Annotated in this window: 24 protein-coding genes and 1 tRNA gene; 19 read left to right on the top strand and 6 right to left on the bottom strand. The window is 27.1% G+C overall.

From position 1 onward, the window contains the following. The first annotated feature begins 2 nt into the window (after positions 1-2). Positions 3-794: an endonuclease/exonuclease/phosphatase family protein gene (locus AC11VW_RS06600; protein ID WP_484300609.1), complete on the top strand. Its 792-nt coding sequence runs from the start codon at positions 3-5 to the stop codon at positions 792-794. Positions 795-856: 62 nt separating this feature from the next. Here AC11VW_RS06600 and AC11VW_RS06595 read toward each other — a convergent pair whose 3' ends face one another. After that, on the bottom strand, positions 857-1387 hold the full coding sequence (locus AC11VW_RS06595; RefSeq protein WP_484300608.1) for a DUF2179 domain-containing protein: 531 nt from the start codon (positions 1385-1387) through the stop codon (positions 857-859). A gap of 318 nt (positions 1388-1705) precedes the next feature. Between AC11VW_RS06595 and AC11VW_RS06590 the strand changes: the two genes are divergently transcribed. Both AC11VW_RS06590 and AC11VW_RS06585 read left to right on the top strand, forming a co-directional pair. Then, positions 1706-2590: a mechanosensitive ion channel family protein gene (locus AC11VW_RS06590; protein WP_484300607.1), complete on the top strand. Its 885-nt coding sequence runs from the start codon at positions 1706-1708 to the stop codon at positions 2588-2590. 335 nt (positions 2591-2925) lie between these two features. Next, the gene (locus tag AC11VW_RS06585) at positions 2926-3546 is read left to right on the top strand and encodes a TVP38/TMEM64 family protein (RefSeq protein WP_484300606.1); all 621 of its coding nucleotides are present in this window, start codon (positions 2926-2928) and stop codon (positions 3544-3546) included. Between the two features lie 42 nt (positions 3547-3588). Here the strand turns inward: AC11VW_RS06585 and AC11VW_RS06580 are convergent, their stop codons facing one another. Next, entirely contained in the window at positions 3589-4125 is a 537-nt protein-coding gene (locus tag AC11VW_RS06580; protein ID WP_484300605.1) for a metal-dependent hydrolase, read from the bottom strand. Between the two features lie 211 nt (positions 4126-4336). After that, complete coding sequence (locus AC11VW_RS06575; protein WP_484300604.1) at positions 4337-5035, bottom strand: Fe-Mn family superoxide dismutase; 699 nt, start codon at positions 5033-5035, stop codon at positions 4337-4339. Between the two features lie 371 nt (positions 5036-5406). On the opposite strand from AC11VW_RS06575, the gene AC11VW_RS06570 reads away from it, so the two are divergent. From AC11VW_RS06570 to AC11VW_RS06505, 14 genes are all read left to right on the top strand, one after another. Further along, complete coding sequence (locus AC11VW_RS06570) at positions 5407-6117, top strand: CPBP family intramembrane glutamic endopeptidase (protein ID WP_484300603.1); 711 nt, start codon at positions 5407-5409, stop codon at positions 6115-6117. A gap of 255 nt (positions 6118-6372) precedes the next feature. Continuing rightward, entirely contained in the window at positions 6373-7515 is a 1143-nt protein-coding gene (locus AC11VW_RS06565; protein WP_484300602.1) for a pyridoxal-phosphate-dependent aminotransferase family protein, read from the top strand. 20 nt (positions 7516-7535) lie between these two features. Next, entirely contained in the window at positions 7536-8066 is a 531-nt protein-coding gene (locus AC11VW_RS06560) for an ECF transporter S component (protein ID WP_484300601.1), read from the top strand. Positions 8067-8240: 174 nt separating this feature from the next. Beyond that, the gene (locus tag AC11VW_RS06555; RefSeq protein ID WP_484300600.1) at positions 8241-8411 is read left to right on the top strand and encodes a hypothetical protein; all 171 of its coding nucleotides are present in this window, start codon (positions 8241-8243) and stop codon (positions 8409-8411) included. A 206-nt stretch (positions 8412-8617) separates the two neighbouring features. After that, a complete protein-coding gene (locus AC11VW_RS06550) occupies positions 8618-9196 on the top strand; it encodes a TerD family protein (RefSeq protein WP_484300599.1) in 579 nt (192 codons plus the stop codon). 21 nt (positions 9197-9217) lie between these two features. Further along, positions 9218-9796: a TerD family protein gene (locus tag AC11VW_RS06545; protein ID WP_484300598.1), complete on the top strand. Its 579-nt coding sequence runs from the start codon at positions 9218-9220 to the stop codon at positions 9794-9796. A gap of 115 nt (positions 9797-9911) precedes the next feature. Next, positions 9912-10535 (top strand): TerD family protein, encoded by a 624-nt coding sequence (locus tag AC11VW_RS06540; RefSeq protein WP_484300597.1) that lies wholly within the window; start codon positions 9912-9914, stop codon positions 10533-10535. A 3-nt stretch (positions 10536-10538) separates the two neighbouring features. Continuing rightward, complete coding sequence (locus tag AC11VW_RS06535) at positions 10539-13310, top strand: calcium-translocating P-type ATPase, PMCA-type (RefSeq protein ID WP_484300596.1); 2772 nt, start codon at positions 10539-10541, stop codon at positions 13308-13310. A gap of 86 nt (positions 13311-13396) precedes the next feature. Continuing rightward, positions 13397-14953: a YceG family protein gene (locus tag AC11VW_RS06530; RefSeq protein WP_484300595.1), complete on the top strand. Its 1557-nt coding sequence runs from the start codon at positions 13397-13399 to the stop codon at positions 14951-14953. A gap of 5 nt (positions 14954-14958) precedes the next feature. Beyond that, positions 14959-16089 (top strand): toxic anion resistance protein, encoded by a 1131-nt coding sequence (locus AC11VW_RS06525; RefSeq protein ID WP_484300594.1) that lies wholly within the window; start codon positions 14959-14961, stop codon positions 16087-16089. Positions 16090-16214: 125 nt separating this feature from the next. Further along, entirely contained in the window at positions 16215-17282 is a 1068-nt protein-coding gene (locus tag AC11VW_RS06520; protein ID WP_484300593.1) for an HpcH/HpaI aldolase/citrate lyase family protein, read from the top strand. Then, positions 17263-18456, top strand: a complete 1194-nt coding sequence (locus AC11VW_RS06515) for a phosphoribosyltransferase family protein (protein ID WP_484300592.1) — start codon at positions 17263-17265, stop codon at positions 18454-18456. Before AC11VW_RS06520 ends, AC11VW_RS06515 begins: the two co-directional genes overlap by 20 nt. Positions 18457-18468: 12 nt before the next feature. Continuing rightward, entirely contained in the window at positions 18469-19554 is a 1086-nt protein-coding gene (locus AC11VW_RS06510) for a cysteine protease StiP family protein (protein WP_484300591.1), read from the top strand. Between the two features lie 61 nt (positions 19555-19615). Further along, positions 19616-20410, top strand: coding sequence for an HAD hydrolase family protein (locus AC11VW_RS06505; protein ID WP_484300590.1), 795 nt, complete (start codon positions 19616-19618; stop codon positions 20408-20410). Between the two features lie 51 nt (positions 20411-20461). Here AC11VW_RS06505 and aspD read toward each other — a convergent pair whose 3' ends face one another. Together aspD and lplA are read right to left on the bottom strand one after the other, a co-directional pair. Continuing rightward, positions 20462-22114, bottom strand: coding sequence for an aspartate 4-decarboxylase (gene aspD, locus AC11VW_RS06500; RefSeq protein WP_484300589.1), 1653 nt, complete (start codon positions 22112-22114; stop codon positions 20462-20464). A 290-nt stretch (positions 22115-22404) separates the two neighbouring features. Further along, on the bottom strand, positions 22405-23391 hold the full coding sequence (lplA, locus tag AC11VW_RS06495) for a lipoate--protein ligase (RefSeq protein ID WP_484300588.1): 987 nt from the start codon (positions 23389-23391) through the stop codon (positions 22405-22407). Between the two features lie 244 nt (positions 23392-23635). On the opposite strand from lplA, the gene AC11VW_RS06490 reads away from it, so the two are divergent. Further along, entirely contained in the window at positions 23636-24826 is a 1191-nt protein-coding gene (locus tag AC11VW_RS06490; RefSeq protein ID WP_484300587.1) for a pentapeptide repeat-containing protein, read from the top strand. A gap of 97 nt (positions 24827-24923) precedes the next feature. Next, a tRNA-Leu gene (locus tag AC11VW_RS06485) sits at positions 24924-25008 on the top strand. Positions 25009-25162: 154 nt separating this feature from the next. Here AC11VW_RS06485 and AC11VW_RS06480 read toward each other — a convergent pair. Beyond that, entirely contained in the window at positions 25163-26206 is a 1044-nt protein-coding gene (locus AC11VW_RS06480) for a PTS sugar transporter subunit IIC (protein ID WP_484300586.1), read from the bottom strand. Between the last annotated feature and the right edge of the window lie 334 nt (positions 26207-26540).

The following is a 26540-nucleotide window of genomic DNA, read 5'->3' as shown; positions in this document are numbered from 1 at the left end:
AATTGAGATTATTAACGATTAATTGCCATTCGTGGCAAGAAGAAAATCAATTAGAAAAAATTAAATATATAGCAAATGTTATAAAAGAGAATAATTATGATGTTATAGCGCTACAAGAAGTTAGCCAATTAGTAAATGAAGATATCGTTTATAATAATATAAAAAAAGATAACTTTGCATTGTTAATTAATGAAGAATTAAAAAAACTTGGAGTAAGCAAATATGAATTTTTCTGGGATATGTCTCATATTGGATATGATGTATATGAAGAGGGGATTTGTGTAATGACAAAGCTTCCTATAAAAGAAAATAAAAGTTTTTATATATCAAAGTCTGAAGATATGAACTATTGGAAAACTAGAAAAATAATAAAAATAAAAATTGATGATAATGGAAAAGATATAAGTTTTTATTCATGTCACTTAGGATGGTGGGATGATAATGAAGAACCATTTGAATATCAATTCAATACGTTAATTAGAGATATAGAAAAAGAAGAACTAGCGTTTATTATGGGAGATTTTAACAACAGTGCAACGATAAGAAATGAAGGATATGATTATATGTTAAGAAAAGGTATTATAGACACATATAACATATCAAAAGATAAAGATAGTGGAGTAACAGTTAAAGGAAAAATAGCAGGTTGGGACAAAAATAAAGAAGATTTAAGGTTAGATATAATATTTGTAAATAAAGAAGTAGACGTTTTATCATCAAATGTAATTTTCAATGGAAAAAATAAAGAAGTAGTATCAGACCACTTTGGAGTTGAGGTACAAATTAATATTTAAGGCTACTAAAAAGCTGTATTAGGTATATGTAAAATTGTACCATAATACAGCTTTTTTATAGCCTAATGATCTTTACTACTTTTCATTTGTTTATTTAAGTATCCACCCTTAAATTGAGTCAAGTCATAAGAAACTATAAAAGCCCCAGGTTCTTCACTTTGGACAATTTTAATAACTTCATTTTCTCTAATTCTATGAGAAAGAATTTCCAGTCTGTATCTTTCATCACCATTTATCCCATTACCTACAAAAGTTGTAACACCAAATTTATTTTCTCTAAGTTTATTAACTAAGTATAGATTTTTATTAATTAAGCTGACATGGATAGACCTATATCCAATGGCAAGCTTAGCTTCTACCATACCGCCTATATAAACTCCAAGAGCATACCCTATAACATAAGCAATTATATTTGCTATATTGGTTAAATCAGAAAAAACAATTCCTAAACTAAATATATAAATAATTCCTTCTAATAAAGCAGCAATAGATGCTTTATTTTTCTCGCCTTTTACAACTAATGTTGTTCTCAACGTTAGCAAGGGTACATAAATAAGTTGAAGTATAAATATTACTAATGCTTTAACTAACATAAAGATTACCTCCTATTAAATGGTTTATATTATCATATTAAATGAATAAAATTAAATAACTACAATACAATAATAAACTATAATATATCAAATTTATAGTTACAAAGATATAGATTAAACATTAAATATAATAAAACCTTTAAATATATATAAATGATAAAAAATTAAATTTAAATATATTTATTATTTATATAGATATACAAATGACTTTATGAATATAATTCCAATAATGCTTATCATATAGACATAAAAATAAAAATAGTGTAATATAAACAGGTAAAAAATCGAATAATATAAGTAATACCGAGGTGAGAATGTATGAATGTTGAAAATGTAACTGAAAATATATCTAATGAAGTTAAAAAAATGAGCAACATGAGTTTAGAAACTATAGTTGAAAGGTTTGTAGAGTGGGTTACTATAAATGGAATAAAACTTATAGTAGGATTAATTTTAATATCTATAGGTTTAAAATTAATAAAAAAAATTGTAAAACATTTTATAAATTTTTTAGAAAAAAGAGATGTGGATATAACTTTAAGAAGATTTCTAAAATCGTTAATATCAGGAGTTTTAAAAGTAGTATTATTCATAATAATACTAGGATATTGGGATGTAGAATTAACGGGACTTGCAGCATTAGTTGCTTCGGCAGGGGTGGCAATAGGTTTAGCTCTTCAAGGAAGTTTATCTAATTTTGCAGGTGGATTTATAATTTTACTACTTAGACCTTTTAAAGTGGGAGATTATATAGAAACAGGAATTTATGGTGGTACTGTTGAAGAGATAGGGTTATTTTATACTAACTTAGCTACTGTAGATAATAAGTTGATACTAATACCTAATGGAACATTATCAAATGGTAGCTTAATAAATTATTCAGCTAAAGAAAAAAGAAGAGTAGATTTAAAATTTAGTGTAGGATATGAAAATGATTTAATGCATGTAAAAAATGTGTTAACAAGTATAATAAATAAGCATCCATTAATACTTAAAGAACCAGAACCTTTTGTTGGAGTAAGTGCGCATGGACCAAGTTCTATTGACTTTATAGTTAGAGTTTGGTGCAAATCAGAAGATTACTGGACAATAAATTTTGAGTTATTAGAAGAAGTTAAATTAAGATTTGATGAAGAAAAGATAAGCATACCATATCCTCAAATGGAACTTCATGTAAAAAGAAGAGATTTAGATACAAAATAAATTTGAAATATAAAATTAAGTAAACCTTCATATATATATGGAGGTTTGCTATTTTTAAAATAATAAATTTACTTATAAAAATGATGAAGTCACTAAGATAATATTTGTAATTGAGAATGTAACTTCTATAGATGAAAATAATATAATGAATGAAACTCTAAAAAATAAAGTAAAAAGGTAGAGAGTAGAGGGTATAAAAATAATACGTGAACAGTAGAGAACTATTAATAAGCATAAACTAAATAAAAGTCTAAAATACAAAATAAGATAAGAATATAATAAGATTGTAAGAAAAATAATGTATACTTGAATTATAAAAAATTAAGGAGACAAGGATGATGGAGTATATTCAAGGTTTATATTATATTGCAAAAGACTATTGGTTTCTTACAATGTTAGTAGGATTAGCTAGTTGCTTTATTGAGAGTTTTTTACCAATATTGCCACTAGTAGCAATAGTAGGAGTTAATTCACTTTTATTTGGTTTATTTGGAGGACTTGTGCTATCTTGGATAGGTTCAGGGCTAGGGACATTAGTATTATTTTTAATAGTTAGCAGATTTAGTGATAATAAAATATTTAATAAACTTAGAAATAAAAAAACAGAAAAAACTATAAAATGGATGAAAAAGCAAGGATTTAAATTGTTATTTATTGCATACTCGTGCCCTTTTGTACCAAGCTTTTTAGTTACAGTAACTGCGGCATTTTGTAAAAGAGACGTGAGAAACTTTGCTCCACCAATGTTAGCAGGTAAGTTTGTTATGTTTTTAGTAATAAGCTATCCAGCTAGTGACATACAAGGTTTTATAAATAGTCCTACAAAAATAGGAGTATTTTTACTATTAGTATTTTTATCTTGGAAAATAGGGAGTAAGGTAAATAAAAATGTAGAAGAACATAAACATCGTGAAGAAGTGAATGATATAGAAAATTATAATAAGTTAGTTAAATAAATAAAAAATCCCTCTTATTTATATAGTAAGGGGGATTTATATTTAAAATAATATATAAAATCTATATCCTAATAAAAATATAACTACAAAATTTAAGCTTTTACAAATGAATTTTTCAGTTTTAGAGTTAGTTTTTATAGGTAATAAAGAAAAATTGATAGATATGGGATAAAAAATCTCGATTCCTTCTTTGGTTAATAAATCAAGACAAAGATGAGATATATATCCAATTAAGAATCCACTACATAAACATAAAAAAACTATATTATTGTTAGTGTAGTTAGCGAGTAAATCTGATAAATACATTAACAATGATACAAAAAGTAAGCTATGAGTAAATCCTCTATGCTTAAATTTAGAGCCTAGTCTTTTATGAATTATAGGATGTCTTTTACTAATATAGGAGCCTCTCATATCTATGTCAGGCACTAAACATCCTAAGTAAGAAGAATAAATATATATTACTAATAAAATACACTTGTATATAAGATCATATTCATTTAAAAAAGTATTATTTAAAAAAGGGAGGGCTATAAGTGCAAAAACATAACTTCCCTTTGCATGAGTTTCTTTTACCATAAATCCTCCTAAGATGATAAGATACAATTAAAAGATCAATGATTAATGTGGTAAATAAGACATTAAGTTGTTTTCATTATATAGTAAAATACAAGTTTTTTCAAAATTATTTTGAATTTATATAAGAGGTGACTACTATATAGATTTATAAACCATATACATATTTTATATGATGTATATGGTTTATAGAAAATTAGATATATAGGTATTTTTACTTAACTGGGTTTTTATAATTTTCTTCTGCTTTATCCCAATTTATAATGTTAAACCATTTATCTATATAAGTACTACGATCATTTTTATAAGATAGATAATAAGCATGTTCCCAAACATCAAGACCTATTATAGGTTTAAGGTTTAACGTAATAGGAGTATCTTGATTAGGAGTAGTAACTATAGATAGATTACCAGACTCATCAGAAACAAGCCAAGTCCATCCAGAACCAAAAACACTTAGGCTAGCTTTCTTAAATGCATCTTTAAAATTATCGAAAGATCCAAAATCTCTATTTATAGATTTCTCAAGATTTCCAGATACCTTAGTTTGGTTAGAAGTCATAATATCAAAGAAAAACTCATGATTATAAACGCCGCCACCATTATTTTTTATAGTTTTGGCAACTTCGCTAGGTAAACAATCTAAGCATGTAAGTAAATCATAAAGACTAGAGCCATAAAGGTCTGGATAGCCTTTAATAGCATCATTAAACTTGTCTAAATAAGCCTTATAGTGTTTATCATGGTGAAGCATCATAGTTTCTTTATCAATATATGGTTCAAGTGCATCATAGGCATAAGGGAGTGATTTTAACTCTTTAGGCGTATATTGCGGAACCGATGCAAAAGTATTACATGCGCTAGAAAAAATAAATAGCGTTAATAAAGATAATATTAATATTTTTTTTTTCATAAAATCACCTCAAACATATTATGCTTATTAATTAAATAAAAAATTTATGAAAATAGAATATAATTTTACATAAAACTTGACAGTTTACATTATATAATATAATATAGTAATCAAACGTTTAAAAAATAATAACTATTAGATACCAAGAGAGCCTTCTATATAAAAATATAGAAGGCTCTCTGTTTTTAAATATTGGTAATTTATAACTTATATTATTTTGAGGGTATTAGAAATTTAAAATATTGAATGAAATGATGAATTTAGTTTATAAAACTAATGTTAATAAAGTTGATTTTTTATAGGTAAGTGTTGTAAAAATAAAGTTATAAATTTATAATGAATAAAAATGGAATGAGATGGGAGGGTTATTTTTGCCAACTACATTAAGCAATATAGAGGAAAGAGATAAAAAAATATATAGAAACTATATATTTTTAGTAGCTACAGTATGTGTGGTTATCCTTTTTATAATAGAACAAGTTTTAATGGTTGATTATTTAACTAAAACAATAAGTAAAATAATGTTATTTACATTAAGTCAAGTAGTGTTTATAAAACTATTAAGAAAAACAACTTTAAAAGATGGGCTTAATCTGAAATTAGTTAATAAAGAGACTGTAGGAATAGGAATGCTTTTAGGTATATTATCAGGAATTATATTAGTCGGAGCATTTATGTTTTTTAGAAAAACGATAGACATGGATGTAATATTTGTAGAACTAGCTACAAAATCTAAAATAACATCAGCAAATTATTTACTAGTAACTAGTTATTTTACATTTGTAAATTCATTTTTAGAAGAGTTCTTCTTTAGAGGGTTTATATTTACTAATTTACATAAGATGGGGTATAAAAAATTAGGGTATCTATTTTCATCAGGGTTATTTGCTCTTTATCACATAGGAATATTTAAAAATTGGTTTAGTATACAATTAATATTACTTTGTGTATTAGGATTGTTTATAACAGGAGTAATATTTGATTATGTAGATTCAAAATCAGAGAACTTTCTAAATTCATGGACAATACATATACTAGCAGATCTTGTTATAGTAATTATAGGATATCTTTATTTATTCTAATATAAAAGTAGTACTAATACTGTATTTAAGTGTTAGTACTACTTTTTTTAGAATACTTAGGTATTATAGATTATCAACTTATGGATAATTGCTTTATAAAAAGCATTTAAACAAAACTATACTTTAAGTTTTTAAAGAATATTTTAATTTTTGATAAATGTAATGGTACAATTTCTGAATTTAATAAAATTGTATCGAACAAAATTAAAATAATATATAATGTTTTTAAATAAGAGATGTAGTGGAGGAAAAATAATGAATAATAAAATTGTTTATACACCAGGACCGACAGATGTTAAAGAAAATGTAAGATTAGTAAGAGCTAACAAAACTACTAATCCTGATATTGATAAAGACTTTTTTGATTTCTATAAAAATACATGTGAAAAAATAGGAAGAGTGATAAAAACTAAAAGTGATATATATATACTAAGTGGAGAAGGTATATTAGGGCTTGAAGCTGCATGTGCTTCACTAACAGAAAAAGGGGATAGAGTATTAGTAATAGACAACGGTATATTTGGAAAAGGTTTTGACGATTTTGTAACTATGTATGGTGGAGAAGCAGTACTTTTTAGCAAAGAACATAAAAAGGATATAAATATAGAAGAATTAAAAGCTTTTTTAGAAAAAGATAATGATTTTAAATATGCAACAATAGTGCATTGTGATACACCAACAGGAGTGCTTAATGACTTAAGTGAAATTTGCCCACTATTAAAAGAACATAATATATTAACAGTAGTAGATTCAGTTGCAGCTATGGCAGGAGAAGAGCTTAAAGTAGATGAGTGGAAGATAGATATAGTATTAGGTGGTTCACAAAAGGCAATATCTGCTCCAGCAGGACTTACTATAGTAAGTATAAGTGAAGATGCAAAGAAAGCTATAAAAAATAGAAAGACTAATGTAATTGGATTTTATTGTAATTTAGGAATATGGGAAAATTACTATGAAAGAAAATGGTTTCCATACACAATGCCTATAAGTGACATATTAGGATTAGATAAAGCTATAGATAACATACTAGATGAAGGTATACAAGAAGTATTAGATAGACATGAAAAAATAGCAAGTGCTACAAGAATAGCATTAAAAGAGTATGGATTAGAATTATTTTTAGAAAATGGATATTCTAACACTGTAACGGCGATAAAGATTCCTGAAAATATAGGATCATTAAAGTTATCAAACTATATGCTAGAAAATTATAATACACTTGTAGCAACTTCATTAGCAGAGTATAAGGAAATTATTTTAAGAATAGGCCATATGGGCGAAAATGCAAGAATAGAAAAAATTATAAATATATTAAATACAATAGATATGAGCTTAAAGGAATTAGGCTTTGACAGTAAAGGAAATTTGGTTGAATTATTTAATAAGCATTATAAATAGCAAAAAAATGGAGGGTTATTATGGAAATTACAACTAATAGTAAATCAAAAACGAGTACTAGAGATTTAGTAGAAACAGCTTTACTTATAGCATTAGTATTTGTAGCAACAAGATTTATAAATATAAGATTACCGATATCATCAAATGGTGGGCTAGTACACTTAGGTAATACTATGCTTTTTATATCTTCGATAGTATTTGGAAAGAAAAAAGGAGCTATTGCAGGTGCATTTGGTATGGGTCTATTTGATTTATTATCTGAGTGGGCAATATGGGCACCATTTACATTTATTGTAAGAGGTGTTATGGGGTATATAATAGGAAGTATAGCTTGGTCTAATGGTAAAAAAGGGAATAATACAATCATAAATATAGTAGGTATAATTATATCAGGAATATGGATGATATTTGGGTATTATACAACAGAGGTTATTTTATATGGAAATTATATAACACCTCTTGGATCTATTCCAGGGAATATAACACAAATAGTTGTAGGTATTGTAATTGGAGTTCCGATAGCTAAAGTTTTAAAAAAGCATATTAGATAAGATAAGAAAATGAATAGACAATATGGAAAAAACGTAATTTAGCAAATAGATAAAATAAAAGAATTAAATTTCTTAGATATAAGCAATAAATAAACTTAAAAAGGTAAAAATTATAAGGTGTAAAAACTATATAAAAGCATACCCTAAACTTAGAAAATAAGAAAGGGTGATAATATGAAGCAGTCTAAAAAATATAAAGAATATAAAAATCAATCTATGGAAAGTTTAGTTAACCATGCTCAAGGAGATCAAGATTTAACAGCACAGTATGAAGAGGTTCAGGAAGTTAACAAAAAACTAGGCAAGAATAAAAAAGAAATAACAACTAGAAATAACATGTATTAAAAAATAATATACTAAATAACACTTGCTTTATGCAGGTGTTATATTTTTTTGTAAATAATAGAATATAAGGTTCTGTAATGTAGAATTTGTACAAAGTATTTACAAATATGTTTCAAGATAAGTAATAACTTTGAAATAAACATTAAAAATGCTATAATAACATTAAATGAAAATTATAAAATAAAGAGTAATGGAGGAAATAAATTATGGGAATAACGTTAGCTAAAGGACAAAGGGTAGATTTAACAAAAAGTAACCCAGGTCTTAAAAATATAGTAATAGGATTAGGATGGGACACTAATAAATATGATGGTGGTAATGATTTTGATTTAGACACAACTGCATTTTTAGTAGGAGAAAATGGAAAAGTGACTAATGATGGCGACTTTATATTTTATAATAACCTAAAGCACTCTTCAGGTTGTATAGAACATTTAGGTGATAACAGAACAGGACAAGGTGATGGCGATGATGAGCAGATATTAGTAAACTTATCATTAGTTCCAACTAATATCACTAAAATAGCATTTACAACTACAATACATGATGCTATGGAAAGAAGACAAAACTTTGGACAAGTAAGCAATTCATATATAAGAGTTTTTAATCAAGATACAAATGAGGAATTAATAAAATATGAATTAGGCGAAGACTTTAGTATAGAAACGGCAGTAGTTGTAGCCGAAATATATAAAAATAATGGGCAATGGAAATTTAATGCATCAGGAGCTGGTTTTGAAGGTGGATTAGTAGCTCTGTGTAATAACTTCGGTATAAATATATAGTTAATTTATGGGGGGAAAAACATGGCTATAACATTAAAAAAAGGTCAAAAAATAGATTTAACAAAAGGTAACCCAGGTCTTAAAAACATTAAGTTAGGGTTAGGATGGGATACAAATTCCTTTGATAGTGGATACGATTATGATTTAGATGTTAGTATTTTTATGGTAGGAGAATCTCAAAGAGTAGAAAGAGACGAAGACTTTATATTCTATAATAATTTAAAACATATCTCAGGTTGCATAGAGCACTTAGGTGATAATAGAACAGGAGAAGGTGATGGAGATGATGAAGAAATATTAGCAGATTTATCTTTAGTACCTAATCATATACAAAAAATGGCAGTCGCAGTAACTATACATGAAGCTAAAGAAAGAAGACAGAACTTTGGACAAGTAAGCAATTCTTATGTTAGAGTTATAAATGCTGAGAATGAATCTGAAATATTAAGATATGATCTTGGAGAAGAATTCAGCATAGAAACAGCAATAGTTGTATGTGAATTATATAAATACAATGGAGAATGGAAATTTAGTGCAGTAGGTTCTGGATTTGAAGGTGGATTAGAATCACTTTGTAGAAACTATGGGCTAAGTGTTTAATTACAAAAATTACAAATGCAGCGACCTAAATTAATCGGTATTATATGTAATAATGTAATTATAAATAAACCGAATAAGTTAGACTCGTTGCATAAATAAATTAGGAGGAAATATTATGGCTATTAATTTACAAAAAGGTCAAAAGATAGATTTAAGAAAATCTAATCCAGGTTTAAGTTCGATAACTGTAGGGTTAGGATGGGATCCAATTAAATCAAGTGGAGGATTCTTCAAGTCATTAATGGGAGGACAACAAAATGTAGACTGTGATTCATCTGTATTTATGTTAAACAGTCAAGGTAAATTAGAAAATAATAATGATTTAATATACTTTGGTAACTTAAAAAGTGCAGGTAATGCAGTAGTTCATACTGGAGACAATCTTACTGGAGATGGTGATGGAGATGATGAGCAAGTATTAGTTAACTTAGATAAAGTTCCAGCTCATGTAAATAAATTATTATTTGTAGTAAATATATATAATTGTGTAGCTAGAAAGCAGCATTTTGGTATGATACAAAATGCATTTATAAGAGTTGTTGATAATTGTACTAAAAAAGAAGTTGTAAGATATAACTTAAGTGATGATTATTCATCAAAAACTGCCTTAATAGTAGGAACTATATATAGACAAGGTAATACTTGGCAATTTAGTGCAGTGGGAGAAGGAACGAGCGATACTTGCTTAAAGGATGTTGTATCAAACTTAGGGAAAATAGAATGTGCATATGAGGTATAAAAAATGAAATTTTATAATGTAGAAAAAGAAGAAGTATTAGAAAGTTTAACTGTAGAAGAAAGCAAAGGCCTATCATCTAGTGAAGTTAAAAAAAGAAGAGAAAAGCATGGTTTTAATGAGTTTACACCTAAAGAAGAAGGAAGTTTTTGGGAAGAATTAAAAGGAAATTTAACTGAGCCAATGATACTTATATTAATGGCAGCCGCTGTTATAAGTGCTGTGATAGGTGAAGCTCATGATGCCATCGGTATAATTGGTGCAATAACTATAGGTATAGCTATAGGTATGATAACAGAAGGTAAGTCTAAAAAGGCTGCTGATGCATTATCTAAACTTACTGAAAATATAGAGGTTAAAGTATTAAGAGATGGTGAAATTCATCAAATGCAAAAAAGTGAATTACTTCCAGGGGATATAGTTTATATAGAAATGGGAGATATGATACCAGCAGATGGTAGACTTATAGAAAGTATAAATTTAAAAATAAGAGAAGATATGTTAACAGGAGAATCTGATGATGTATCTAAAAAAAGCGATGTAATAATTCCTATGGAGAAAATAGAATCTAAAGGTCAAATTATAGAGCAAGAACCAATACCAGCTAAGCAATTAAATATGGTATTTGGTGGTACTTTAGTTGCATATGGAAGAGCTACAATGGTAGTTACTACTATAGGTGATGATACAGAAATGGGTAAAATAGCTCAAAATCTATGTGATGAAGATGAAGAAACACCTTTGCAAGCTAAGCTTGGGAATCTAGGTGGTATGATAGCTAAGATATCTTCTGCTGTTGCAGGATTATTATTCATATTTATGGTTGTACAAATGGTTATGAGCGGTGTATTGAATGTAGATATGAGTGGTTTTATGCCATTTTTACAATCTATAGAACCAGCTAAGACAGCATTTACAGTTTGTGTTGCATTAATAGTTGCGGCAGTTCCAGAAGGACTTCCTACTATGATAAATATGACTTTAGCTATTACAATGCAAAAAATGGCTAAGATAAATGCATTAGTTACTAAAAAAGAAGCTTGTGAAACAATAGGTTCAGTATCTGTAATATGTTCAGATAAAACAGGAACATTAACACAAAATAGAATGACAGTAGAAGTTGCGTATATAGACGGTAGATATGTTGAAAGTAAAGATATTAAAAATAATAGCTACTTTAATGAAAACTGCACTATAAACTCTACTGCAGATATAGAACATAATAATGGTGAAACAAAGTATATAGGTAGTGCTACAGAATGTGCATTATTACTATACAATAATGATGATTATAGAAAAATAAGAAAAGAATCTAATATAGTAGCACAAAATCAATTCACATCTGATAAAAAGAGGATGACATCTGTTATAGAAAATAATGATGGATTACTATTACTATCAAAAGGTGCTCCAGAAGTATTACTACAATTATGTTCACATATACAAAAGGGCAATGATATAGTATTTTTAACTGAAACTATAAAAAATGATATATTAGATGAAATAAAGAAACTACAAGTTAAATCAATGAGAACATTAGGTTTTGCATATAAAGAAATATTAAGTGCAGGACAAGAAGCAGCAGTAACATTAGAAGCAGAAGATATTGATGTTGATTCTAATGAAAATAATTTAGTGTTTAGTGGATTTGTTGGAATAAGAGATCCATTAAGAACTGATGTAATAGAATCTGTTAATATAGCCAATAAAGCAGGTGTATCTGTAAAAATGTTAACAGGTGATAATATAAACACCGCAAGAGCTATTGGTGAAGAATTAGGATTACTTAAAAATAATATGAGAGCGGTTGAAGCTTCTTATATTGATACTTTAAGTGATGAAGAATTAAAATCTGAAATTCAAACTATATCTATAGTAGCTAGAAGTAAGCCAGATAGTAAAATGAGAATAGTTCAAGCTCTACAAAATTTAGGTGAAGTAGTAGCAGTTACAGGCGACGGAATAAATGATGCTCCTGCATTATCTAAAGCAGACGTAGGTATAGCTATGGGTATAGCAGGTACAGAAGTAAGTAAAAGTGCAGCTGATATAATACTTACAGATGATAGTTTCTCTACAATTGTTAAAGGTATACAATGGGGTAGAGGAATTTATGATAACTTCCAAAGATTCGTTCAGTTCCAGTTAACAGTAAACATAATAGCTTTCTTAGTTGCTATAATATGTACTGTAACAGGACAAGAGATGCCATTTACAACTATACAATTATTATGGGTAAACATCATAATGGATGGACCTCCAGCACTTGCACTAGGACTTGAACCGGTAAGAAAGCATGTATTAAAAAGAAAACCAACAAATAGAAATGCTAATATAATAACTAAATCTATGGGTACAAACATAGTATTAAATGCATTATTTATCACAGGCGTTTTAATGGCTCAATCTACATTTAATATATTAGATGTAGAGCTAAAAGAACAAGGAACAGTAATGTTCGCATTATTTGCATTCAGTGCACTTTGGAATGCGTTTAACTGTAGAGAGTTTAATTGTGATAGTATAATACCTAACTTATTTAAAAATAAACTTGCATTACAAATAATAAGTGTAACAGCAATAGCTCAAATAATATTTACACAATTATTCCAAGACTTCTTCGATTCAGTAGCACTTGATGTTATGACTTGGGTTAAGGTAATATTACTTGCATCATTAATAATTGTAGTTAATGAGTTAGTTAAGTTTGTAATAAGACTATTTAAAGGAAATAAACAAGAAGAATTAATAGAGGAATTAGCAACATCAGAAGAATAAATATATGAAATTTAAAATAGCCTCATTCTAATTTAGGATGAGGCTTATATAAAATTAGCTAATCTATATAAAATAGGAGGATAAGTGTGAGTGATTGTTTAGTTTTTGAAAAAATATTTTCTAGCCAATCAGATAGAGGGAACTACACTCCATCAATAAGTCATTTAAATTACTTTATATCTTATGTAGGATTAAAAGACACAAATTTATATAATCTTGAGATATTCAAAAGTAAAGAAAAAATTGATAATAGGCAGGATATAGCACTGTTTTTAGATAGTATACCGAATCCGAATGATTTTGATACTATAAGTTATTTTAAAGATATATTAAAAAACTATAATAATAGTTTAGAAAATATAGAAATTACTATCGTAAATAATGAAGATTTGAATAGTAAAATAAAAAAAGCTTTGGACATATTTTTTAATAATGAGAGTAATGAATTTAGCAATGAGAGAGTAAAGCAAAACTTTATTATTAAGATAATGGCATGGATTAAAGAATATATAAATCCTTTAAAAATAAGTAAAAATGATACACCTAAAATTATATTTTATGGATCTATAAAAAAGCATGAAATATACTTATTGAAAATACTGAATTTAGCAGGGTTTGATATATTATATTTAAATCCAAATGAAGATGGAAATATTAGTGTATTATGTAATGATAAGTATGAAATAGAGATGATACAAGAAAAATTAGCAGACGAAAAAATCAGCTTTGAAGAAAGAGTTAATTTTGGAGCGGTAGTTGAAAAATCATCTATAAAAAAAGCTATGACGATTGGTGCTCAAGCTTCTAAAAGCATTAGTGATCAATTGTTAAATGATTCAGGATTTATAAAGCCATGGCAACTTCAAGATAGAAAGATAAAAAGTTTACTATTAAGTTCGACATTAGACGAAATAGATATATACTTTAGAGAACCATTGAAACTGAGACCAGGCTTTAATTTTGATAATAAAAGTGTTGAAGCTCCAGTATTCTTTTCTAAAATAAATGGAGTTTATAATGATAATAATGAGTATTTAGACTTTGTAAATAATTTAAGAGATAGTGATGATGTATTTTTTATAGAATTTAATGGAGATGTAAATTATTTCTCAAAAGGATTTACGAAAGATGCATTTAGCTTATCGTTTTTAATAAGTAGTGATGGAATTATAGATAAAAAGGGTATTTTAGGAGATAAAAGTTACACTATATCAACTTTAAATGCAAATACTCAAGAAATGATTTTAGAAAAAATAGAAGAAGTTATAGTAAGTGATATGTTTGTAGATGGATTAAATCGTGAAGATAGGATAAAAGGGTTATATACAGTACTTAATATGGATAGAAGGTTTGTTCATATGATAAATAACTTTGATTATTCTCTTATTAACCCTAAGCTTGTAGTATATATAGAAAAAGATATTATATTTGAAAAAGAAATAGCATTTTTAATGCTTTTATTAAGTAAAATTGGGTTTGATATAATAAATTTATGTCCATCTGGGGCAAATTGTATAGAAAATGTAATAAATAATAAGATAATAGATATTCATAGATTAGATAAAATGGTGTATGAATTAAAGCTTAGTTCAATAAAAAATAGTATACCGCTATTTAAGAAAATTTTTGGAAAGAGGAGATAATAAAAATGGCAATAAATATTAGTGGAATGAACAAACAATCAAGCTCTACATCTATGACAAATGCAGCAGAAATAGTGGAAGAAAAATTTGATATAGTTGAATATACAAACAATAAAAAAACTGAGTTAAGAAAATCAAAGGAAGTAGAAAAGCTAACAGCTCTTATAGAAGTAGAAAATCCAAATAGTATACTTCAATTTGGTAGAGGAGCATCAGAAGGAATAGCAAGAGTTTCAGATTCATTGTTAAATTCAATAAAGTTAAATAGAAATGAAGAAAATTCTAAGATGTTACTTCATTTAGCTAAAATAATGGATAAGTTTGATTTAGATGATTTTCAACAAGGAAAAGAGCCTTCAATATTACAAAAAATATTTAAAAAAGCTAGTAATGCAGTTGAGCTAATGTTCCAAAAATATGAAACATTAGGTGGAGAAGTTGAAAAAATTCAAATAGAATTAGAACAATATGAAAGAGACATAGCCCTATCAAATAAGCAATTAGGAGCTATGTTAGATGAAAACTTTAACTTCTACAATGAATTACAAAAATATATTGTGGCAGGAGAAATGGCAATAGAAGAAATGGATAATGAGATATTACCATTCTTTAAAGAAAAATCAGAAACTAGTACAGATCAAATGGATATGGTTAACTATCAAGATCTTTTAAAAGTATATGATATGTTAACTCAAAGAGTATATGATTTAAGAATAGCAGAAAATATATCTATACAAACGATACCAATGCTAAGAGGAATGCAACATAATAACTACGGATTAATAAGAAAAATAAATAGTGCTTTTGTTGTAACGCTACCAGTATTTAAACAATGTTTATCTCAAGCTATAATACTTAAAAAACAAGAATTACAAGCTAAATCTTTAAAAGCACTTGATGATAAGACTAATGAATTATTACTTAGAAATGCTCAAAATGTAACAACACAAAGTGCACAAATTGCTAGAATGGCAAATTCAAGTTCAATACAAATAGAAACATTGGAAAAAATGTACAGTACAATAAAAAGTGGCATAGATGAGACAATGAGAATTGAAGAAACAAATAGATCAACAATGAAAGATAACAGTAAGAGACTAGAAGATATAAACACATCATTAATTTTTAATAAGTAATATGTTAAAGGGCTGATTTAATTAAATTAGCCCTTTACACTTATAATTTTAATAGATGAATGAAGTGAATCTTGGTAAAAGTTTTGACAAAGAGATTGACTTGAATTTTATAAGAGGTGGAGAAATTGAGATACTTTGACTATATAGGCAATGAGAATCTAGAAAGAATATTTTTACAACAGCCACAGTATTTTAATAATAATACAAAATTAGATTTATTAAAATATTCATTGGGTGCCTTTTTATATATACCAGCTACACAATATAACATGATATATAAAACAATAAGAGGCGAAGTAATGGGGGTTAGACCTCTTGCGATATGCCTTGAAGATTCAGTTGGAGCAAAAGGAGAAAAAGAAGCGATAAAAAATCTGAAATTAGTTTTAGAGGATGTAAAAAATAAAAACATAGAAAATATACCTCTGATTTTTATTAGGATAAAAGATGCAAATCAGTTAGAAAAAATAAGTGACATTATAATATCAAATAAAAAGATAATAACAGGAATATTACTTCCTAAAGCAGATGCACAGCTTATAGAAAAATGTATAGATATATTAAACTCTTTTAAATTATTAGATATGTATGTAATTCCTATAATAGAAAGTAAAGAATTTATATACAAAGAAAGTAAAGAATATTATTTCAAGAATATTTACAAAACACTTTTAAAGCATAAAGATAGAGTCTTAAATATTAGAATAGGGATAGCAGATGTATTAGGTATATATGGAATAAGAAGAAGCAAGTCTTTTTCTATGTATGATAATGTAATATGTGCTTCCTTTATACATGATGTTATAAATTATTTAAACAGACCAGAATTAGATATACCAATAAGTGGTGGTGTGTCAGAGTTATTTGATATGAATGATGAATTAATAAAAAATAAATATATTGAAGAAATTCTATTAGATAAATTTCATGGATTGATTGGAAAAACTGTAATACATCCAAATCAAATCGTAATGGTACAAGCTTTACAAGTTGTAAGCTACGAAGACTATATGGATGCTAATACTATATTAAATAGTATTGATAGCGTATATGGGGTGAGTAAAGGTGTATTAGGGGCAAGGATGAACGAAGTAAATCCTCACTTATTATGGGCTAAGAAAACATTAATTTTATCACAAATATATGGAGTATTAAACGAAGGGGTAGATTATAATGAGTTATTTAAATTTTAGTTGTGACATAAAGGTAGAAGACAATCCGCTAGATTTAAATATAAATGATTATCTTCAAGTTGGAATAAGAAATAATCTAAAAAGAAGGTTTTTATTTGTATCTAAACCATTAGGCAAACATTTAGCATGTAAGCCAAAGGATATGGATGAATTAGGTAAATCAATAGTGCAAGTATATAATAGTAAGAAGAAAGACTTTAAAAACGAAAAAGGAACTATAATATCATTTGCTGAAACAGGAACAGCTTTAGGACACAGTGTATTTGATTATTTAGAAGGTGATTATGAGTTTATACATACTACAAGAGAGATAGTTAAGGAATATAAGAGCTTAGAATTTTTAGAAGAGCACTCTCATGCAACAGACCAGAATTTATACTTTGAGAATCTTAAAAATCTACAAAATGGAGATAGTGTCCTTTTGATAGATGATGAAATAACAACAGCGAATACTTGTGTAAATATAATAAAGAAAATTCAAAACCTATATCCTAAAAAAAGATATACAATATGTTCGATATTAAATTGGGTAAATGAAGAAAGCTTAGAGAAAATCAAAAATGTAGAAAAAGAATTAAATTGTAGTATTGATTTTGTATATTTATTTAAAGGAAACTTTGATTTTAAGATAGACAAAGAAGTAGATTATAAAGAAGTAAAAGAACTAAAAACAATTGAAAAAGAATTATGTATAAATTATATAAACTTAGATATGAAAAATTATATATCAAATAAAAGATATATTAAATATACTGGTAGATTTGGTATGAATAAAAAGGACCAAGAAAATCTTATGAGTATTATAAAAAAAGAAAAAGATAAATTAGTACTACAAAATAAAGAAGAAAATACTTTGGTTTTAGGAACTGAAGAATTTATGTATATTCCTATGATGTTCGCTAAACAAATGGAAGGTAAAATATATTATCACTCTATAACGAGAAGCCCTATTATACAGATAGAAAATGAAAATTACCCTATAAACAGTAAGTTCAAGTTAAATAGTTTTTATAATGAGGAAGTATCAAACTATGTATATAACATAGATAAAGATAATTATAAAGAGTGCTTTTTATTTGTAGAATTAAAGAAAGATAAGAAAAGTTATGAAAAAATTATAAATATATTTAAATCTACAAACATAGAGAAATTAAATATAGTATGTTGTAGTTAGGGGTGAAAACTATTGAGTAATTTTGGTACATATGAAAAAGAAGATGTGGTTTTTTTATTAAAAGATATATCAAATTTAATGGTAGAAGAAAATAATACAGAGCGTGAAATGAAGATTCAAAATGGTGGACATTATTCGCAAATGCTACCAATAGAAAAAAGTGTAAGTAAAGAATATTTAAATTTATATAAAGAACAACTAGAAAATAATAAAGAAAAATTAGCTTATGCTATAGGAGTAATGAGTGAAAAGATAATAAGAAAAAATGGGGAAGATGTAGTCTTAGTATCTCTTGCAAGAGCAGGGACTCCAATTGGAGTACTAGTCAAAAGGTATTTAAAGAATAGATATGATTTGAAATTGAATCACTATACTATATCTATCATAAGAGATAAAGGAATAGATATAAATGCTATTAGATACATAATAGAAAAGCATCCCTACTCTAAAATCCAATTTGTAGATGGATGGACAGGTAAAGGAACTATATGTAGGGAACTAGACAATGCATGTGAAGATATGAAAAAGATATTAGGTATAGATATTGATTCAACTCTAGCAGTGCTAGCAGACCCTGCAGGATATGCCAGCATTTATGGAGTAAGAGAAGATTTTTTAATACCTAGTGCATGTCTAAATTCAACTGTATCTGGACTTATTAGTAGAACCGTATTAAGAGATGATTTAATAGGGAAAGATGATTTTCATGGTGCGAAGTTTTATAAAGAGCTTATAGATAAGGATGAGTCTATTAATTATATACAAACGATAGAAAGTTGCTTTAAAAACCAATATGAGAAGATAGATAAAAATCTTATTAAATTGGATTATTGTGTTAGCAAAATAGGAGATGTAGATGTATTAAATATAAAACAAAGCTATGATATAAAAGATAAAAACTTTATAAAACCAGGAGTAGGAGAAACTACAAGGGTTTTACTTAGAAGAATACCAGATAAAATATTAGTCAAAGACCTCAATGATAAGTCTATAGAGCATATATTTATATTAGCTAAGGAAAAGAACGTTGAAGTAGTAGAAATGGATTTAAAAGCATATAGATGTTGTGGAATAATAAAAAACTTAAAGGATATATAAATTTCATTTAAAAATTTCATATATAAAATATAAAATATAAAGTATAAAGGATGTAGGGAGTATGTATGTTTTTTCAGATTTAGACAGAACTGTAATCTATTCAAATAAATTTTTAGATACAGAAGTTAAATATTCAAATATAGAAAAATATGAAGACAGAGAAATATCTTATGTATCACTAGATACAATAGAATACATAAAAGAAATACAAGATATAGGTATGTTTATACCAACTACAACAAGAACATCAGAACAGTTCAGACGAATAAACTTTGATAAATATGGAATAAACTTTCCGTGGGCAATAACTACAAATGGCGGATGTATATTAAATAATAATGAAGTCTTAGAAAGCTGGAAAAATGAAGTTGAAAATATTAAAAATAAGTCTTGTGATTTAAATATTATGGTTAATGATTTTGAAAAATATACTAAATTACCAGGCGTAATAAAGTTCGCAGTGGCGAGTGAATTATTTTTTTATATAGTAGCAGATTATTCAATATTTGATATAAATTGTTTGCAAGAATATGTAGATATATTAGATGAAAAAAATTGGGATATATACATAAGTGGAAGAAAGATATACTTTTTACCAAAGGGAATTACTAAGGAAAATGCTATAAAACATTTAATAAAAGAACTTAATATAAAAGAGTTTACTGCAATAGGAGATTCTACTATGGATTATGGCATGGTAAAAAATGCAAATCACGGATATGTACTAAAGCATGGAGACATGTTAAATGAAAATACAAATGATAATTTATTTGTAAGTAGTTTAAAAGGAATGGATGGTAGTGAAGAGATTTTAGAGTATATAATTGAAAGCAACAAAGTTCAAAATGTACTTTAAATAAAGATAAAATAGTGTATATGAATTAAATTCATATACACTATTTTTAAACTATATTGATTGAGGGTTATTTAATTCATTTTTATTAAAGTTAATATATTCAACTACATAATCATTTAAAATGCTCTTTAGAGCATTACCTATCTTAGAATAAGCCTCATCGTGAAGATTAGCAAGAGAAACTCTTACAGACCATTCAGGACCAGCAAATCCATTACCACTAAGAAGTACTACACAGTGGTCATTAGCTAATTTATATAATACATCTACAGGAGTATATTTATCTTTAAGATAATTTACAAAATCTTCACCGTAATTCATACGTCCCCACTGTTCTATATCAAACTGAGTATAATAAGCAGCATTATCTTTATCTTCTTTAACTGGTATTTGTAGAGCATCATATAATAATTTATAGCGATTGTTACAAATACTCATATTAAGTTTCTTATAAGCATTTTCACTATCTATTAATGCAAAAGCAGAGAAGAGTGCCATTTGAACTTGTTGAGGTGTTGAAAGCCCTGCAGTATGATTAAGTGCTACAAGTCGACTATCTGCAACTATTCTATCCATAAATGAAATAGAAGAAGGATTTAAACTTATATCACCATAACGCTTATTTAAAGAACTTTTTAATTCTTCATCTAAATCATTTATTCTTTTATCAAACACATTTTTTTCATGAAGAGCCATTGTACCTAATCTCCATCCTGTAACACCGAAATACTTAGAATACGAATAAACACCGATTGTATTGTAAGGAAGTTTTGCCATTAAAGATGTAAAATCATTTACAAAAGTTCCGTAAACATCATCTGATATTATCATTAAGTCTTGATTATATTCTTTAACTACATCAACAAGATTTGTTGCGGATTCTTCATTTATAGCGATAGAAGCTGGATTGTTAGGATTGACAACAAATAGAGCTTTTATTGATGTATCTTTAAGTTTTTTAAGTTCATCTTTTGAATATTGCCATGTGTGGTTTCCGTATTCGTCAACCTCATCTGCATTTATATTAATAACCTCAAAATTATATCTAGGAAGATGAGGTATTTCAAGGTAAGGTGTAAATATAGGTGTCATTAAAGCAATTTTATCACCTCTTCTTAAAAGTTCATTAGCCATTAAAGAATCGAATATATAGCACATTGCAGCAGTTGCACCTTCTACAGCGAATATATCTAAGTTGCCACCTAAATCTGTATCATATTTCATTTCTTGAACTAAATAATTATGAACTATTTTTTCTAAATGAGGTAACATTCTATCTGGTACGGGATAGTTATCTCCAATTATAGCGTCAGCCAATTCGTGAATAAAGTCATCACCATCAAAGTTTAATTCGTTTATTCCATAGTCGATTATATTTTTTAAAAGAGAAGCACCAGGCATAGAGCTATTTTCATTTATATATTTGTAAAATCTATCTCCGATACCATTTTTTTGAGGCATACCAGCTAAGTCACCTAAGTCCCAATTTAAACGAGTTTCATTAACTGCAAATTGTCCAAATGTAAAAAATGCTTCTCTAGGAGTAGCAGCAGTCCAGTTTGGATTTCCACGACCTGCATCAAGTATATTTATATTTTTCTTATTCGCATTATATTTTGCTAAATCTATCAATTTATCCTTAAATTCAAAAGGACTTATTTTTCCATACATCATTTGCATTTCCTTGTAACTATACTTTCTCATAAAATAATCTCCTTAAAATATCATTTATTAAATATAATTAATTATTACAGTAAGAGTATATGAAAATTTAATAAAAAAGTCAATAATAAAAAAAGGTGAATAAGCTTAAAAGCTTTACAAAAGGACTGTTGCATGTAATAAATGAATTAAAAAATAATTAAAAAAACGATAAAGACTTTATTTAATAAACAATACGATTCGAAAACACTAGTAATTTCTTAAAAAGTAAAAATTTAAAAAAATAAAATAAAAAAGAACTCTTCTCCGAGTTCTCTTTATATCAAATGAAATTATTTGGCTCCAATTATCCCAGAAGCTAAAATATCAATATTACATCCTAAGAAATAGCTATTAATATCGACTAATTCTAAAGATTTTTTTATGCTATTTTCTTCATGTTTAGTATCTGTTAAAAGTTCTTCTATAAAAGACACATCACATTTTCCGAAGAAATCTCCAAAGAATTTTATTTCTTTTATAATTCCTTTTTCAACATTAAGGTTGAATTCTACATTTCCACCAGGATATTTAAGCTCATTAGTAAGACTATACTTTGGAGAATTACCAAAATTCCAATCCCAAGAATTATATTTTTCATCAACTAATGTATTTATACTGGTGATATCGTCTTGTGTTAAAGTGTAGGGTTTATTATCAGCATTTGATTTAGCTAAATGATTCATTACTAAATCTTTAAATTCTAAAATATCTATATTATCTTTTAAATGCTCGCTTATATTAGTTACACGAGATTTAACGCTTTTTATACCTTTACCTTCAAACTTTATAGGTTTTACCTTTAGAGCATTAGAAAGGTCTCCTATTTGTGATGAAAATAAAAGAGTACCGTGGTGCATAACTTTGTTTTTATAGTTATATTGAGCATTCCCAGAGAATTTTTTACCATCTATTAGTAAATCATTTCTACCAGAAAACTCAGCATTTATATCTAAAGTTTTTAATAACTCTATTATAGGTTGAGTAAATCCTTTAAAATCACTAAAGCTATTGTTATCATTAGCTATAAATGTAAAGTTTATATTACCTAAATCATGAAACACAGCCCCTCCACCTGATTGTCTTCTCACAACAGGTATGTTGTTTTCTTTAATGTATTCCAAATTTATTTCAGATAAAGTATTTTGGTTTTTACCCACTATTACAGAAGATTCATTTCTCCATAAAATAAATAAGTCCTCATTAAAGTTTTTAAGTAAATATTCTTCCATAGCTAAGTTGAAATATGGATTAGTTTTATCGTTGTAAATTAATAACATAAGTCATCCCCCATTTGCTTAAATATTATGTTTTTGCTAGTAAAACGTTTTCTTATTTCTATATAAAATATTATCACAATGCAAGATAATTGGCAAACATACTATAAATTTGAAATTCAATAAAAATTCTATTACAACATAGAATAATTAAAACAAAAAAAGAAAATAATATATATAATGAACGTAACGATTTATTGTTACGTTTGTTTTTATATAAATTCTTATAAGTAAAAGGAGCTATGCTATGGCATATATAAATTTCAAAGAAGAAAAATTTGCATTAAAAGAACAATTAGAAAAAAGGAAGAAAAATAATGAAAAATTATATAATGATATAATAAAGCATAAAATCGAGTTAAGTAATTATACTCCTAATTCAGAGTATAGTTATACTAAAATATTAGATCAATTAATAGGTAAAAAAGGAGTATTAGATGAGCAAAGTTTTCGTGAAATAATTAATGAAGATATAGTTTGTGCTAAATTTATAGGATGCAGTTTTAGAAATGTAAAATTTAAGGAGTGTAGGTTTGTTGCTTGTATGTTTGAAGATTGTAATTTTAATGGTGGAGGGGTTGTATTTGAAAATTGTATATTTTTAAAACAAGATAGTGAGAAATTACCTTCATTAAATAAAAAAGATAATTTAGGATGCAGTTTTTATAATTGCCAAATATATGCTAAATTTTTAAGTTGTGATTTATCATTTATTATTTTTGAAAAAAGTAAAATTAAAAATACATCTTTTGAACTTAGTGATATGAAAAGTACAATTATTACAAATTGTGAATTAAATATGGTTGAAATTATTGATTGTGATTTTTCAGGACTTAAAACGTTGGAAACTTATATAGTAGATATACAATTTAATGACAAGTATAAAACTAAATTTGATGAAAAAACATTCTTTGATAAGATTCTTCCAAGAGTTAAAAATAAGCAAGAATATGAAGGTATATATATGACATATGAAACTTTAGCAGATAAATTTAAAGAAAATACTTTAAATAATAATTTTGGAGAATATTACTATTTAGGTAAATGTACAGAAAGAAAATGTGTAGATTTTATACCTAAAGTGGGTTCATATATATCTTGGTTATCATGTGGATATGGAGAAAGGCCTATATTTTGTATATTATCTTCTTTAGTAATTATTCTTATATTTTCAATCTTATATTTATTAATAGGTATAGATGTAAATGGAGATATAATTAGATACACATTATCAAATATGAATACTTGGAACTTAAAGGAATTTATAAAAGATTTAAATGAAGTAATTAATTTAAGTGTAGGTATGTTTGGTGGTGTTGGAGTTAATAATTCAAAACCAACAGAAATAGCTTATAGACTGGCAGATTTTGAAATACTTATAGGTATTATTATGATGGGTCTAGGTATAGGAACATTAACAAGGAAGGTAGTAAGATAAATCTTTAAAATTGTATTGATGAAAATATTTAGGTTATTTAAAATATATGTTGCTAAAATGTTAAAAAGATAGTACAATTAAAGAGTAGTAAAGATTTGCGGATGTGGCGGAATTGGCAGACGCACCAGACTTAGGATCTGGCGCTTTACGGCGTGGGGGTTCGAGTCCCTTCATCCGCACCAATAAAAGCAGATAACATATGTTATCTGCTTTTTAATTTATAAATAAAAGCCAGATAACATATATACCCTACAATACTAACTTAAGAAGTCGCGATTGTAGGGTATAAAATTTGCATAAAAAAAGAACGTAGATATTTCTACGTTCTTTTTTATATTAAGCTACTTGAGAATTTTCTTGTGATTGAGTACCACGGATTTCATCAGCAGTCTTTATTTTGTAATTTTTAAACATTGCATAACCTATAAATCCAGCAATTACACTTACAACTACACATCCTGCAGCACCTATTAAAGCTCTTGGTCCGTTTTGTGCAACTGATATTGCAAATCCAGCTATTGGAGTAGCAGTACCTGGAGTACTTACTTCAAGTCCCATTATAGCAATTATTACACCAGACATAGCTCCACCTATGAAGTTAGTAACATATACTGGTATTGGGTTAGCAGATATTATATCTGCTTGAGTTAAAGGCTCTATAGCAACAGAGATTGTATCTTTCTTTGAACCGAACTTCATTTTTGAGAAGAACACGTAGTTCATGAAAGAAGAACCAAATACTGCTAAAGCACCTATTGCCATTGGAACACCTGTTAAGCCTATTATAGCAGTTAAAGCCATTGAGCTTAAAGGAGCAGTTGCAACAACTGTTATTAATCCTCCTAATATTATCCCCATAACTATTGGAGACGTATCAGCAGCTTGTATTAAAACTTGTCCTATTTGAGTTAATGAACCCTTAACTATAGGGTCCATACCCATTGCTATACCTCTTGCCATTGGAGCAGCAATTAATATTATAACTATTAAATCGATACCAGCAGGTATTTTTTCTTCTAAGAATTTAACAACATAAGAAACTAAATAACCAGCTATAAATCCTGGAAGTATACCAAATCCAGAAACTGATAAACCAACTAATACAGCGTATACTGGAGATACACCTAACGCAAGTGGAACTAATACAGCAGCAGCTACACCGCCTAAAGAACCGTTAGCTCCTCCAACACCTGCTAAGAATTCTATGTTCATAACTTCACCAAAGAATGCGAAGTGGAAAGCTTCAACTAAGAAACTTGCGCAAGCAGCACTTGCTAACGCGCCCATTGCCTTCATACCATTAGGTGCTTTGTAACTGAATAATGTGAATAATGCCAATACTGCTAATAATAAACCTGTACCTTTTAAAATTTCAAACATTTTGTTTCCTCCTAAGATGTAAATATATTACTACCATTTCATGGTAGTGTTTTCCTTGCTTGCCTTATTATGCAAACTATTTATTAGAACAATTATAATTATAAGGCAAATTTCGACAAATGTAAATATTTTTTTGCAAGAAAAAAATAGTATTTTGAATCTTGGTGATAAAAATTCTTTAAAAAACAGAATTAAATGAAAATTCTTCAAATGGAAATTACTTTTTAAATAAGTAATATAGCCATTTGTTAGAGCCCTAATTATATAATATAAAAAAAAATAAATGTTAAAATAAATGTTAAATCATTTATAAAAAAAGTATTAAAATTTATGA

Source organism: Romboutsia sp. (assembly GCF_056995035.1).
This window is presented reverse-complemented; position numbering and strand designations above follow the sequence as displayed.

Bases quoted from the DNA above. Each gene is read 5' to 3' on its own strand.
- lplA (WP_484300588.1), bottom strand. From the start codon at position 23,391: ATGTTATTAATTTACAACGATAAAACTAATCCATATTTCAACTTAGCT.
- aspD (WP_484300589.1), bottom strand. From the start codon at position 22,114: ATGAGAAAGTATAGTTACAAGGAAATGCAAATGATGTATGGAAAAATA.
- AC11VW_RS06540 (WP_484300597.1), top strand. From the start codon at position 9,912: ATGGCTATTAATTTACAAAAAGGTCAAAAGATAGATTTAAGAAAATCT.
- AC11VW_RS06515 (WP_484300592.1), top strand. From the start codon at position 17,263: ATGAGTTATTTAAATTTTAGTTGTGACATAAAGGTAGAAGACAATCCG.
- AC11VW_RS06490 (WP_484300587.1), top strand. From the start codon at position 23,636: ATGGCATATATAAATTTCAAAGAAGAAAAATTTGCATTAAAAGAACAA.
- AC11VW_RS06560 (WP_484300601.1), top strand. From the start codon at position 7,536: ATGGAAATTACAACTAATAGTAAATCAAAAACGAGTACTAGAGATTTA.
- AC11VW_RS06595 (WP_484300608.1), bottom strand. From the start codon at position 1,387: ATGTTAGTTAAAGCATTAGTAATATTTATACTTCAACTTATTTATGTA.
- AC11VW_RS06580 (WP_484300605.1), bottom strand. From the start codon at position 4,125: ATGGTAAAAGAAACTCATGCAAAGGGAAGTTATGTTTTTGCACTTATA.
- AC11VW_RS06575 (WP_484300604.1), bottom strand. From the start codon at position 5,035: ATGAAAAAAAAAATATTAATATTATCTTTATTAACGCTATTTATTTTT.
- AC11VW_RS06555 (WP_484300600.1), top strand. From the start codon at position 8,241: ATGAAGCAGTCTAAAAAATATAAAGAATATAAAAATCAATCTATGGAA.
- AC11VW_RS06480 (WP_484300586.1), bottom strand. From the start codon at position 26,206: ATGTTTGAAATTTTAAAAGGTACAGGTTTATTATTAGCAGTATTGGCA.
- AC11VW_RS06545 (WP_484300598.1), top strand. From the start codon at position 9,218: ATGGCTATAACATTAAAAAAAGGTCAAAAAATAGATTTAACAAAAGGT.
- AC11VW_RS06565 (WP_484300602.1), top strand. From the start codon at position 6,373: ATGAATAATAAAATTGTTTATACACCAGGACCGACAGATGTTAAAGAA.
- AC11VW_RS06525 (WP_484300594.1), top strand. From the start codon at position 14,959: ATGGCAATAAATATTAGTGGAATGAACAAACAATCAAGCTCTACATCT.
- AC11VW_RS06550 (WP_484300599.1), top strand. From the start codon at position 8,618: ATGGGAATAACGTTAGCTAAAGGACAAAGGGTAGATTTAACAAAAAGT.
- AC11VW_RS06585 (WP_484300606.1), top strand. From the start codon at position 2,926: ATGATGGAGTATATTCAAGGTTTATATTATATTGCAAAAGACTATTGG.
- AC11VW_RS06590 (WP_484300607.1), top strand. From the start codon at position 1,706: ATGAATGTTGAAAATGTAACTGAAAATATATCTAATGAAGTTAAAAAA.
- AC11VW_RS06535 (WP_484300596.1), top strand. From the start codon at position 10,539: ATGAAATTTTATAATGTAGAAAAAGAAGAAGTATTAGAAAGTTTAACT.
- AC11VW_RS06505 (WP_484300590.1), top strand. From the start codon at position 19,616: ATGTATGTTTTTTCAGATTTAGACAGAACTGTAATCTATTCAAATAAA.